Origin of the sequence: Paracoccus ravus, from assembly GCF_004522175.1 — a bacterium.
GTDB lineage: Bacteria > Pseudomonadota > Alphaproteobacteria > Rhodobacterales > Rhodobacteraceae > Paracoccus > Paracoccus ravus.
The window spans coordinates 35999-48232 of record NZ_SDEB01000018.1; the positions used below are offsets into that span (position 1 = coordinate 35999).

12 protein-coding genes and 2 pseudogenes are annotated in these 12234 nt (G+C 59.5%); 6 read left to right on the forward strand and 8 right to left on the reverse strand.

Features of this window, described 5'->3' with window-relative positions; all coding sequences use genetic code 11:
* Positions 1 to 138 precede the first annotated feature (138 nt).
* Complete coding sequence (repB, locus tag ESZ60_RS14375; RefSeq protein ID WP_134681425.1) at positions 139 to 1107, reverse strand: plasmid partitioning protein RepB; 969 nt, start codon at positions 1105 to 1107, stop codon at positions 139 to 141.
* On the reverse strand, positions 1107 to 2309 hold the full coding sequence (gene repA, locus ESZ60_RS14380) for a plasmid partitioning protein RepA (RefSeq protein ID WP_134681426.1): 1203 nt from the start codon (positions 2307 to 2309) through the stop codon (positions 1107 to 1109). Before repA ends, repB begins: the two co-directional genes overlap by 1 nt.
* A gap of 409 nt (positions 2310 to 2718) precedes the next feature.
* Here repA and ESZ60_RS14385 point away from each other — a divergent pair, with 409 nt between their 5' ends.
* Positions 2719 to 2964: a type II toxin-antitoxin system VapB family antitoxin gene (locus ESZ60_RS14385; RefSeq protein ID WP_134681427.1), complete on the forward strand. Its 246-nt coding sequence runs from the start codon at positions 2719 to 2721 to the stop codon at positions 2962 to 2964.
* Positions 2964 to 3389 carry a type II toxin-antitoxin system VapC family toxin gene (locus ESZ60_RS14390; RefSeq protein WP_134681428.1) on the forward strand — a complete coding sequence of 142 codons (426 nt, stop codon included), beginning with the start codon at positions 2964 to 2966 and terminating at the stop codon, positions 3387 to 3389. The genes ESZ60_RS14385 and ESZ60_RS14390 overlap by 1 nt, the downstream gene beginning before the upstream one ends.
* A 546-nt stretch (positions 3390 to 3935) precedes the next feature.
* On the opposite strand, the gene ESZ60_RS21080 is transcribed toward ESZ60_RS14390, so the two are convergent.
* On the reverse strand, positions 3936 to 4346 hold the full coding sequence (locus tag ESZ60_RS21080) for a hypothetical protein (RefSeq protein WP_209021304.1): 411 nt from the start codon (positions 4344 to 4346) through the stop codon (positions 3936 to 3938).
* A 44-nt stretch (positions 4347 to 4390) separates the two neighbouring features.
* Complete coding sequence (locus tag ESZ60_RS14400) at positions 4391 to 5452, reverse strand: 4-hydroxythreonine-4-phosphate dehydrogenase PdxA (RefSeq protein ID WP_134681429.1); 1062 nt, start codon at positions 5450 to 5452, stop codon at positions 4391 to 4393.
* 360 nt (positions 5453 to 5812) lie between these two features.
* On the opposite strand from ESZ60_RS14400, the gene ESZ60_RS14405 reads away from it, so the two are divergent.
* The 3 genes and pseudogenes from ESZ60_RS14405 to ESZ60_RS14415 all read left to right on the forward strand — a co-directional run.
* On the forward strand, positions 5813 to 6493 hold the full coding sequence (locus ESZ60_RS14405; protein WP_134681430.1) for a GntR family transcriptional regulator: 681 nt from the start codon (positions 5813 to 5815) through the stop codon (positions 6491 to 6493).
* Between the two features lie 16 nt (positions 6494 to 6509).
* Positions 6510 to 6809: pseudogene (locus ESZ60_RS14410) on the forward strand (transposase); the annotation flags it as partial.
* A 136-nt stretch (positions 6810 to 6945) separates the two neighbouring features.
* Positions 6946 to 7539 (forward strand): annotated as a pseudogene (locus tag ESZ60_RS14415) (PLP-dependent transferase); the annotation flags it as partial.
* A 231-nt stretch (positions 7540 to 7770) separates the two neighbouring features.
* On the opposite strand, the gene ESZ60_RS14420 reads toward ESZ60_RS14415, so the two are convergent.
* The 4 genes from ESZ60_RS14420 to ESZ60_RS14435 all read right to left on the reverse strand — a co-directional run bounded on the left by ESZ60_RS14420 (position 7771) and on the right by ESZ60_RS14435 (position 11417).
* Positions 7771 to 8544, reverse strand: coding sequence for an ABC transporter ATP-binding protein (locus ESZ60_RS14420; RefSeq protein ID WP_134681431.1), 774 nt, complete (start codon positions 8542 to 8544; stop codon positions 7771 to 7773).
* On the reverse strand, positions 8538 to 9575 hold the full coding sequence (locus ESZ60_RS14425) for a FecCD family ABC transporter permease (RefSeq protein ID WP_245155708.1): 1038 nt from the start codon (positions 9573 to 9575) through the stop codon (positions 8538 to 8540). The genes ESZ60_RS14420 and ESZ60_RS14425 overlap by 7 nt, the downstream gene beginning before the upstream one ends.
* Positions 9576 to 9597: 22 nt before the next feature.
* The gene (locus ESZ60_RS14430) at positions 9598 to 10722 is read right to left on the reverse strand and encodes an ABC transporter substrate-binding protein (RefSeq protein WP_134681433.1); all 1125 of its coding nucleotides are present in this window, start codon (positions 10720 to 10722) and stop codon (positions 9598 to 9600) included.
* A 110-nt stretch (positions 10723 to 10832) separates the two neighbouring features.
* Positions 10833 to 11417 carry a tyrosine-protein phosphatase gene (locus tag ESZ60_RS14435; RefSeq protein ID WP_209021305.1) on the reverse strand — a complete coding sequence of 195 codons (585 nt, stop codon included), beginning with the start codon at positions 11415 to 11417 and terminating at the stop codon, positions 10833 to 10835.
* Positions 11418 to 11478: 61 nt separating this feature from the next.
* On the opposite strand from ESZ60_RS14435, the gene ESZ60_RS14440 reads away from it, so the two are divergent.
* Positions 11479 to 12135, forward strand: a complete 657-nt coding sequence (locus ESZ60_RS14440; RefSeq protein WP_134681434.1) for a response regulator — start codon at positions 11479 to 11481, stop codon at positions 12133 to 12135.
* Positions 12136 to 12234: the final 99 nt, after the last annotated feature.

The following is a 12234-nucleotide window of genomic DNA, read 5'->3' on the forward strand; positions in this document are numbered from 1 at the left end:
ATCGGTTGCCTTGACTGGCGGGGAGAAACTGGTAGATCTGAGGTGCGAAGACAGATCGGGCTCTCCGAGGGTGACCTTGGGGGGCTCTTTCTTTTTGGGCTGCTTTTGTGCTCCTGTTGTTAACTGCTCGAAAACCGTTTAGTGGCCGCGCTTATTTTCTAACCAGGCGTCGTACAGGTCGACGAGTGCTTGCTGCGCTTTCTTTTTTACCCATTCCGCGAATTCAGGTTCGCTGGCGGCATTGATGCGGATGGTCACAGCCCTTGCGCTGGACTGCACCTCTCCGATGATTTTGCCGTCTGGACCTTGCACTGAAAGGGCAGGGGGCGTGATCCGTTCCTTGCTTTGACCGGAACCAGACAACTCGTTCACGACCATTGAGAACCGATCATCGGAAAGTTTTTGGCTGGTGGAGGGGGTGATCCGATCAAGCAGGGCGACGACATCATCGGTCCTGCCTTCGACAGCAACGGCCAAGTCTTCCCATCTGCGGCGTCCGACGCCATGAGCGGGGCCTATAAATTCGACAAGTGCGCGCGGAACCGAGCGCGCTACCTTGTTCATTCGCGACAACATTGCCTTGTCGATCGCCAGCGCATCGAGAATGACATCATTGCCATACCCCGCCTCGCTTAGTTCCGCACAAAACAACGCCTTCTCGACGAAGCTGGGGTCAAGCCTTTGGTTGTTTTCCTGACCTTGGGCAACGATTGCCTCGCGGTCGTTCAAGGCGCGAACCAGAGCCTTTGCCGGCATCCCGAGCATTTTCAGGGCGCGAAGGCGACGCCGGCCATAAACGATCTTGTAGCGGCCGGCAGTGCCGGGCGTGGATCGCACCATGATGGGCACCTGCTGCCCATTCTGGCGGATGCTCTCGGCAAGTTCGGCCACATCGGCATCATCAAACTCAAGCCGATCCTTCGGGCCGTCAATATCGATCAGATCGGGGTCGATATCTCGCACCGCGTTGCTCGAAAGGTCGCGCAGCGTGGTCTTCACACCCGACATGGCGCCGGTATTTGGGAATGAGCGACGCGGCTCTGTGCCTTCGGTGCTCGGCGCTTCCGTTGGCGGGGCAGGGGGCTGGAAAATGTTGCGGCGCGCCATCAGTCTGTCCTCCGTCCCCAAGCCTGCTGGATGACGGCCTCGAACTCATCCGCGACGCCATTGACGCTTTCGAGAATGCGGTCGAGGGTCTTCTTCACAACCTGGGTGGGTTCAAGTTCATAGATCGTTTGCTGTGTCATGCCCGCGTCCGAGATCGCAGTCGATTTCAGCATCGGAGTTGTCAAAACCTGATCGAGCAGGATCGACCTGAGGAAGCCGGCCATCTGCGACTGGGGCACGTCGGTCGGCTCGTATCTGGCGATAAGAAACTTGAGGAAGTTCCAATCGGACGGACCCGTTACTTCCTCAAGGGTGCGGATTGTTTCCCCAGCCATTTCAAGGAATTGTGCCATCGAGGCAACGTCAAGCATGCTGGGAACGACGGTGATCAGCAAGCCCGTAGATGCCAACAGAGCCGTCATCGTCGTAAAGCCGAGCTGCGGCGGACAGTCAATTATCACCAGATCGTAAAGATCCTCAACCTCGTCCAACGCGATGGAAAGACGCTGCGTGAAGGGGGGATCGATCTTGTGCTGCAGGGCATAGGCCGTCTCGGTCTCATATTCCGAAAGCAATAGACCGGCGGGTGCCAGGTCGAGCTTGTGAAAATAGGTCTTCCGGATGATCTGGCTCAGCGGAACCGGGTCCTGATACCTCAAGGCGTCGTAGATCGTACCGCCCGCGGTAAACTCGATCTCGGGGCTGAAGCCGAACATGGTGGTCAGGCTCGCTTGAGGATCCATATCGATCGCCAGGACGCGATAGCCGCGAAGCGCATATCGCTGCGCGAGATGGATGGCGCTCGTCGTTTTGCTGGAGCCACCTTTGAAATTGACGATGGATACAACCTGCAACGGGTCGCCCGGCCGGCGTCCCGGAAGGTAAGTCTCACCGTTACGGCCGGTTTTTGCCATGACTTCGCGAATCGCATCAATGTCTTGGGCGGTGTAGAGTCGACGACCGCGGCTATCCGTCTCGACCTCGGGAAAATCGCTTTCCTGATGACGTGTCCGGAGGTTCGACAAACTGATCCCGGTCAGTTCAGAAACCTCTGCCGGATGAAATTTTCGCAGTGTTTTTCTGGTATCCGGATGAAAGCTGGCTCGCATATGGCTGCTGAGCGCCTCGGAGAGGCGCGCAGCATTGCCGCTGATGGCACCAGCGACCGACCCGGGAAGTATGTTTGTGCTATGCTCGACCACGATGCCCTCGGTCTCTTGGTGGACCCTGTCAGTTTTGTCGCTAGATTGCGCAAATACCGCATTCTTGCGACGAAATAATCATTGGCACGCAAGTCTCGACCGAGCAAGCATTTTCTTTCCCCTGCGGCGTCGTTGATCTGGGGCGAGGGAAAGCTTGATGGGCGTCGTTGGGGTAGGAAGTTGAAAGTTATGAATAATATTTTGCACAGCACGCAAAATTGCGCCATGGCGGGCAGCCGTGGTCTCCACGCATGACTGATCTATATAAGTGATTGATTTTACTTGCAACGGTGAGCATCTGTGCGGAACGAGGGACCTCGGGGCGTCAGTAGATGTCTTGGTTCGAGAAACTTCGCCTTGCGATTTGCCCGCATGAAGTATATATAATTCTACATAGAGAGGATATACCATGCCACTTTACACTAGGGCACCCGATATCGATGCGTTGGTCGCGCGCTATCTCGCCTTAACGGGTAAAAACGACAAAACTGCGGCGGTACGAGAAGTGTTTGCCGCCCAAATTGCTGCCCTTTCTGCCCGAGAGAGCCTTGCAACCCGAGTCGCGCGGATTCAACGCCGGGCTGCGGTCTCCGGGGTTGCGGCTGATGGCCGCGATGACAAGGCGTTCATGGATGAACTCTGGGGCGAGGAGTGATGTTTGTCGATGCCAGTGCCATTGTGGCGATCCTGAAAAGTGAACCTGAAGCACCTGCGCTGCTGAAAGTGATCGACGAGACTCAGGCTGAACTTCACATCTCACCGCTCGTGCGCGTTGAAGCGACACTTGCGTTGGTGCGCACCAGAGTTCAGGCACGGGGCAGGGGCCCGGCTCAAGAAGACGATTTTCGTATTGCCGCCGAACTTATCGACGACTTGATCGAGACGCTGGGCGCAGTGGAGATCCCCATCAGTTCGCAGATAGGTGTTGCCGCCAGCCAGGCTCTCGCGACATACGGCAAAGTGGCAGGACATCCCGCGCAACTGAACATGGGCGACGCCTTTTCCTATGGCTGTGCCAAGTTCCTTGATGTCCCTCTCATCTATAAGGGCGACGATTTTGCCCAAACTGATCTTGCATGAGGTTCCAGGGATGGATGCGTGTCGATGTGCAATGATAACGATACTGGACCGCATGCAAAAACAAATGGTTAGCGTGACATAAAATAGCGAGAAACCGCACCTTATCTCGAGGCGGTGTCAAAAAAAGACATTAGGTATCGAGAAAAAGTGGAGGTGCAACATGAAGAGCTACGCGCACGAGGCCCAAGTTCCTGGGCGCACACGTGAGTTGGTTCAGGTCTCCAGGGCGGACTGGGACTTGGCAGAAGCCCGGTTTCTTGGCGTGAGCCGGGCTCGGGTCTATGACTGGTTCCGACGCTATTGCCAAAGGGACGCGGCTGAAGATCATCGTTGCGTGGTGGCGGCCAGCCCTATGCCACAGCGATCTTTCGGACGCGACCGAAGCTGGTACCGGCAAACGGCGGAAACGCTGCTGGCCAGTCCCGCTGGCCAAAGCGCGCTTCGCCTCACCGGGCGGGCGCAACGACAAGCCCTTGGAGCGTTGATGCGGAGCGGTCTTGCCGGGTAGGTCCGCGCACAATCTCGCTATCTTCTGCCAGTTTCTCGCTATCTTATGTACCCGCGCGAGCGGGTTTCTCGGCCACTCTTGTCGTTTTCCTGCGGAGATGGGCGGCATTCTCGCGATCTTCTCCCCGCGACACAAAACCTGTCGATTTCGGGTTCCATAATCATTCCCGATAATGGCACCTTATGGGGATCTCCGGCATTCTGCTTGGCGTAAAGGAAGGCCTCGGCGCCCGAACCGGCCCCTTTGTTCAGCACGACCATGGGGCGACCCATGCTGTCGGCTTTGGTCAGGATCGCCTGAATCGTCCGGGCAAAGTTGTCGGTCCCACCACCGGCCCCCGACGCGACGACAAATTCGACGGGCCGTTCGGGCTTCCATTCGCCCGCGGCCACAGGCATCGCCACCAGAAGGGCCGCAACAGCGACCGCGCTTATCGCAAATTTCTTCAACTTTCTCTCCTCCAGTTGGTTGATCTTTCCCCCGAATAGCGGCCCTATTCAGCCGCCATCCCCCTTTCGCGGACCGCCTCGGTGGCCCAGCTTGCCTGCAGCGGGATGTATGCTTCGCGTGCAAGATTCAGCTTGGCCAGATCATGGCCAAGTTTTGCGGCTTGCAGGGTCGCGCCCAGATCGGCTTTGCCCTGTCCTGCGATATCAAAAGCCGTGCCATGGGCCGGGGTAACGATCGGAAAACCGTAACCGGCAATCAGGGTCACACCCCGATCAAACCCCATCAGCTTCATCGCGATCTGGCCCTGATCGTGATACATGGTCAGAACCGCATCGAATTCTCCGCGCGTGGCACGGACAAAGACCGTATCCGAGGGGATCGGGCCTTTCACATTCAGCCCTTCGGCCACGGCCAGATCGACGGCGGGCAGAATGATATCCTCGTCCTCGTCGCCGAAATTGCGACCGTCGCCCGCATGGGGGTTCAGCGCGGCGACACCGATCCGGGGCGCTTTCTTTCCCGCGCCCTCCATCACTTCGGCGGTCAGTTTGATGCTGGCCAGAATGCGCTCGATGCTCAGGGCATCAGCCACCTTGCGTAGCGGAATATGCGAGGTGACGCGGGCATTCCAGACTTCCTCAAGAACGTTGAATTCGCGCCCGCTGCGCCCGCTTTCCAGAACCGTGTCGATAAAGCCAATCTCGTCCACATATTCAGGGCGGGCCAGCCGCATCGAATGTTTGTTGAATGGCGTGAACATCACCGCATCGGCAAGCCCGGCTTGGGCCAAACGCAGGACCGCGGCAAAGTTCTGCAGCGATGCTGCACCCGCTTTCGCGCTGGAATTGCCCAGAGCCAGCGCCTCGACCGGACAGTTTGCCAGATCGACCATGACCTTGTCGGCGGGCAGGGTGCCGCCAATCTGATCGGCGGGGATGATCGTCAGGTCGAAATCGACACCCGCATGCTTCATGCCCATTTTCAAAACCTGTGCGTCGCCTACGACGATCACATCGCGGTTGCGCATATCTTCATGCGCCAGAAGCATTGCTGCCAGTTCAGGACCAACGCCGCCTGCATCTCCGATCGCAAGTGCCGTACGCATGTTCGAATCTCCCAGACTCTATTCAGTATTCTGTATGCAATATTTTGGACGGTCCATCTCATTTTGTAGTTCGTTTGAGCCGGACGAGGAGGTTGTTGGAGTTGCTCACACCCCTAGGGAGGGGTCAGGAATCATTCAGAAATCCGTCAGTTTTGCCGTGAACAGGCTTGGGTAGGGGATGCCGGACTTCCATCCCAATGTGTGATTCTCCTCGAATCTCGTCCTTAGTGCCTTCAGTCGTAGATCATTCGGAGAGGTGAGGCAATTATTCTGTATACAGCATTCAGAATGGACAATTGACGCGCGTCTGCATATGATTGGTTCCATGCGAAAAATCCGGAGGTTTCGTTGCATCACCCAATGTCAGAGACACCGGAGCGGGATACTGCCGCGATCAAGATCGAGCGTCATTCGTTGCATGATGCGATCCTTAATCGACTGCGTGACATGATCATCGAAGGAGACTTGCCCCCCGGGTCGCGCGTTAACGAGGGCCAGATAGGGAGCATGCTGGGGGTCTCTCGCACGCCCTTGCGCGAAGCCCTCAAGAATCTTGCAGGCGAGGGTTTGGTCGACCTGATCCCGAGCCGGGGGGCAGTGGTCAAGAAGTTCGCGGCCAAAGAAGTGCGCGATATGCTGGATGTCGTACGCATGCTTGAGGAAACCGCCGCTCGCAGCGCCTGTGAACTGGCCACGACACATGGCATTTCAAAGGTCCGAGCCATGCATGACGAAATGCTCGGCTGTTATCGCAGCGGCGATCGGCTGGGATATTACAAGTTGAACCAAGACATCCACTCGGCGATCGTGGCGCTGGCTGATAATGCTGCCCTGTCCGATGTTCACTCACTGCTCCAGACGCGGCTAAAACGAATTCGTTTCATCGGCCATGAGGGACCTGAAAAATGGGCCAAGGCCGTTGCCGAGCACGAGGAAATGATAGCTGCCCTAGAAAATCGCGACGCTGATCGCTTATCAGCTGTGATTAGCAAGCATCTGCGCAAGGCGTGGGAACGAGTGAAGGATTCGTTGAACGACTGATCCTGACCTTACTCACACAGGAATGGTGGCCAGCATTCTGGAGATGGCCGGGCTTGATTGGCAGGTGCCCGATTTCTCGACCCTGAGCCGCAGGCAGTGGAAAATCACGATCCAGATCACGAACCGCCGTGGCCCAGGGCCTCTGAACCTCTTGGTCGACAGCACGGGGATCAAGTTTCTCGGCGATGGCGAATTGCTGGCCCACAAGCACGGCACCCATCGCAGACGCCAGTATCGCAAGGTCCATCTGGCCATGGACACGGCCACCGGCGACATTCGGGCGGTGGAGTTCACCTCGAGCCGCGAGGGCGACAGTGGTAATCTCCGACATGACCGCTCTCCTTTGTGGATCGTTGCAGACCCACCTTGGCACAGAGATGCCGTCGGGGGGCGGTCACATCATCAACGCCGATCGTAGCACTCAGGACCCCGCAACCTGACAAAGCCCGCGCAGCCTGTCCCAGCCCGAACCGGCCTATTACGGGCTTGAATTCCATAAGGCCTTCGGCGAACTCGCATTCACCTTCCACGGTATTGCGATTGGTCTGCGCGACCTTGGAATGACGATGAACCCCCAGGCCGCGCATTACACGCTTCTGGGCATCGAAACGCTGGGCCTGCGGATGGAGCGCCATGTCGCCAATGCACAGGCTGTTGCCGAATGGCTGGAGGCGGATCCCCGCGTCAATGCGGTCAACTATGCCGGGCTTGCAGCTTCGCCCTGGAATGCGACCGCGCAGCGGGTCTATCCCAAGGGCACCGGAGCCCTGTTCAGCTTTGCCATCAAAGGCGGTTACGAGGCCGCAATCCGTTTCGTGGAGGGGCTCAAAATGTTCAGCCATGTCGCCAATCTGGGTGATGCGCGCTCGCTTGTCATCCATTCGGCCTCGACGACGCATAGCCAGTTGAGCGATGCGCAGAAAATCGCGGCAGGTGCGGGTCCTGATGTCGTTCGCCTGTCGATCGGGATCGAGAATGTCGAAGACCTGATTGCCGATCTGGACGCGGCACTGACCGCGGCGACGGGCAGCAGCCGCGAGGCGTAAAGGCCAGAGGCAATGCGGCGAGGGGAGTGGCCAAGCTGCGTGCGGGCAAATGCGCCATGGCGGTTTGTCTCGCACGCGCCGAGATCCCCTCGACCTGAACATCGCCAATCCGGGCTTCAAGGCCCGGGTGGCAGCTTGGGACAAACCCGAGATGCGCAAGGCGATTGCGATCCTGCGACAGAGGCGAAAAGCCGGATGCCCCGGTCATTGGTGGGGCATCTGCGGGATCGTCTATGCGGTCGCCAACTGGGGCGTGGCCCGGCCCTCGACGATCAGTTGCGGCGCGCCCTTGGAACAGGGCTCGACCCGTGCCTCGACATCGAAGACCTGATGCAGCAGGGCGGGGGTGATGACCTCGGCGGTCGGGCCGCAAGCGGCAAGGTGGCCTTGGTCGATCACCATCGCCGCATCGGCAAAGCGCAGGGCATGGCCAAGGTCGTGCAGCGCCACGACGATCAACAACCCCTCATCCCGCGTCAGGCGGCGCAGCAGCGACAAAAGGTCGATCTGGCGGCTGAGATCCAGCGCCGAGGTCGGCTCATCCATCAGCAGGATCTGCGGTTGCTGCGCCAAGGCCTGCGCCGCGTTCACCATCTGGCGCTGACCGCCGCTGAGGTCACCGACATTCCGGCTGCGCAGATGCGCCACGCCAAGCAGGCTCAAGACGCGCTCGACCTCGGCATGATCCTCTGGCAGAACCCTCAACCGACGACCCTGCATGCGGGCCAATAGGATCGATTCATAGACCGAAAGCACCGGCTGTGCGCCATTGTCCTGCGGCATATAGGCGATGGGGCGGGCGGCGGTCGCGTCCTCGATCATGATCTGGCCCGGACCCGACAGCAGGCCGAAGATGCGGCGGAACAGGGTTGTTTTCCCGGCCCCGTTCGGGCCCAATAGCGCGACCAGTTGGCCGCCCCGCAGCGCCGCAGGGGTCGAGATGCCGGAGAGCACCTTTTTCCCGCGATAGGACGCGCTCAGACCGGTCAGTTGTAGGCTTACCATGACGTCCCCCGGCGGCTTAGGATCAGATACAGGAAGAAGGGAATCCCCACGATCGAGGTGATGATCCCGATCGGGATCACCGTGCCGGGAATGATTATCTTGGACAGAACCGAGCCAACCGACAGGATCAGCGCGCCAGAAAGCGCCGCGCCGGGCAGCAGGAAGCGCTGATCCTCGCCCAAAAGCATGCGCGCGATATGCGGGCCAACCAGACCGACAAAGCCGATGGTGCCAACGAAGGATACCGAGATCGCGGCGAGCAAGCTGACGATGACGAGCACCTCAAGCCGCAAGCTGCGCAGTTTGACGCCCATGCTTTCGGCCTTGGCGTCGCCCAGTCGGATCGCGGTCAGCGCCCAGCCGCGCCGCGCCAGCAGGGGCAACGACAAAGCCAGCACCGTTAGCGAGATCCAGAGTTTGGGCCAAGTCGCTTTCGTCAGGCTGCCCATGGTCCAGAAGACCACCGCCGCCACCGCCTGCTGGCTGGCAAAGAACTGGATCAGCGACATCAGCGCATTGAAGATAAAGACCAGCGCGATGCCGAGCAGCACGATGGTCTCGCTGCTGACACCGCGCCGCAGGCTGAGGCCATAGATCGCAAGCGAGGTCAGCATCGCCATCACGAAAGCATTGAGCGGAATGACATATTCGATGGCAAAGGGGAAAATCGCGACGCCAAAGGCCAGCGCCAAGGCCGCCCCGAAGCCGGCGCCCGCCGAAATGCCCAAGGTGAAGGGGCTTGCGAGGGGGTTGTTCAGGATGGTCTGCATCTGCATGCCCGCAATCGACAGGCTGGCCCCCACCGTCATCGCCATCAAAGCGACAGGCATGCGGATTTCCCATAGGATAACGCGGATTCGTTCGTCGACGGAACCGGGACGCAGCAGCGCGTCGACCACCTCGCCCAAAGAATAGCGCGCCGGGCCAAGCGCCAGATCGGTGCATAGGCTCAGAAACAGCGCCGCCGCCAGCGCTGCAAGGATGAGCTGTTTGCGAATGACGAGGGCGCGATAGAAATCGCGCCCCGTCACAACCTGATCCTCAGGATCGGCTTTACTTGTCATTGAGCGAGACCCAATAGCCCGGCTGGTAATCCACCGGCAGGAACCGCGTGTGCAGTTCTTTCAGCGTAGCCTCGGGGTCGAGATCGGCGAAAAGTTCCGGCTGCAACCATTTCGCCAGCTGTTGGACTGCCACGAAGTAATAGGGGTTGTCGTAGAACTGGTGCCAGATGGCGTGGAAGTTACCGGTCTCGACCGCCTTGGTGCCGGTCATCGCTGTGCGCTTGGTCAAAGCGTCCAGCTTTTCATGTGCAAGTTTCATGTCAGAGCCGGGACCGACGCCGACCCAAGCCCCGCCGGGGACATAGGCCTCCCATTGGCCGCCGGTGACGATGACTTGATCTGGGTTTGAGGCGATGATCTGTTCGGGGTTCAGCGTGCCGAAGGTGGTTGGCAGGATGTCCTTGGCAATGTTGGAGCCACCCGCCATCTCGACATATTCGCCGAAATTGCCGTTACCGAAGGTCATGCAGCAATCATCCGAATAGCCGCCAGCGCGGTCGACAAAGACCAGAGGGCGCTTGATCTCGGATTTGGCGATGACATCGGTCACGCGCTTCATCTGCTGATCGACGAACTCGACATATTCCTGTGCCTCGTCTTCTTTGCCTACCAGCTGGCCCATGATTTCCATAGATTTGACGCTATGAGCGACAGGGTCTTCGCGGAAATCGACATAGACGATCGGAATGCCCAACTCGCCCAGTTTCTTATCATAGCCCGCATCCTCGGTCGCGGCCTTGGATTCGAGGTTCATCAGGATGACGTCGGGCTTAAGCGCGGCGGCCTGCTCGACATCGAAAGTGCCGTCCTTGAAGCCGCCAAAGGTCGGCAAGTCCTTCAATTGCGGGAATTTCGCGGCGTAAGCAGCATAGGTGTCGGGATCGGCCTGCAGCAGATCCTCGCGCCAGCCGACGACGCGGGCGAAGGGATTTTCGTGTTCCAACGCGCCCAGCAGGTAGATCTGGCGGCCTTCGCCCAAAATGATGCGCTTGGCCGGGGCCTCGACGGTGACCTCGCGGCCAGCGATGTCGGTCAAGGTAAGCGGGTCGGCAAGAGCGGCCGAGAGTTGGACTGCACAAAGCGTCGTGGTCAGGGCGAAAAGGCGCGCGAGCATGAATACAACCTGTATCTGGCAAGGGGGTCTGCGCGGCTTAGATGAATCTTTAGCATAAAAGTCAAGATTCGTCAGACCAAATTGGTCGGATTAGACGACGGCCCGCCGGTTCAGCCTTCAAACCCCAGCGAGGGCTCCAGCGCTTCCCAGCTTTGATCCATCGGCCAAGCGGCGGTCAGCGGCAGGCCGACATGGCCATAGCGGAATGAGATCTGCCCCTCGGCCGCACCCTCGTCTGCGCCTTTCGCCGCGAGATACAGCGCCGAGGCCAGCCCGGTCCGGTCCGCACCCTGCTTGCAATGGATCAAAAGCGGCTTCGGCAGGCGGTGCATCAGGGCGATCAGCTGATCGGCACGCTCCTGCGACAGCGGCTTGCCGGCACTCATGCCGAAATCGGCATGCTCCAGCCCCAGCCGCTGTGAGGTCGCGATCTCTTCGACATACCATCCCTGATCCGAGGCCCCGCGCAGGTTCAGCACGCTGCGAAAGCCGTGCTTTTGCGCCCAATCCGCCAGTTGCGCGCCATCAGGCTGGGCCGAGCGGTAAAGCTCTCCCTTGATGACCTCGTGGAAATTGCCATTGGCCTGCAGATGCATCGCCCAGACTACGGCAAGGGTGATGGCTTGCAGGACAAGGATTGCCGCAACGAAAAGAAAGGGGCGAAAAGGGCGGGAGGGGGCGGATGATTCTGTCATGCCGCGTCCTTGACGCGCGAAGCTGAAGGCAAGCTGAACGGCGGTCACGAAAGGGGCGATCATGCGGATCTTGCTGATTGAGGATGACGTGGGGCTGGGTCCCGCCGTCCGCGAACAGATCGTCGCCGACGGCCATCTGGCCGATTGGGTGCGCGAGCTGGCCGATGCCCAAGCCTGCACCGAGACCGTCGATTACGACCTGATCCTGCTGGACCTGATGCTGCCCGATGGGCGGGGTATTCCGTTTCTGCGCGCCATGCGCGGACGTGGTGCAACGACGCCGGTGATCATCCTGACGGCAATGGACCGCATCTCGGACCGGATCGAAGGGTTGAATGCCGGGGCCGATGACTATCTGGTCAAACCCTTTGATCTGTCCGAGCTTTCGGCCCGGATCGGGGCCGTCGCGCGACGCTATAACGGCAACCCCAATCCGCTGATTGCGCTTGGCGAGTTCCGCGTCGATCTGGCCGCACGGCAGGTCTCGGGACCTGAAGGGCCGGTCGATCTGGGACGCCGCGAATGGATCGTGCTTGAGACGCTGCTGCGCAATGCCGGCCGCTATGTCTCGCGCCCCGAGATCGAGGACCGGCTTTACAGCTTCGAGGAAGGCGTCGAGAGCAACACCGTCGAAGTCTATGTCAGCCGCCTGCGCCGAAAGCTGGGCCGCGACAGCATCCAGACCCAGCGTGGCCTAGGATACCGCATCCCGAAATAACCTGTCCGGCGTTCAGCTTCGTTTCAGCTTCGCCCTCTAATCCCGCCGCAGAAACGATGACCCGGGCCGCGCCAGCGGCAACCGGAGCGGAACTGCATG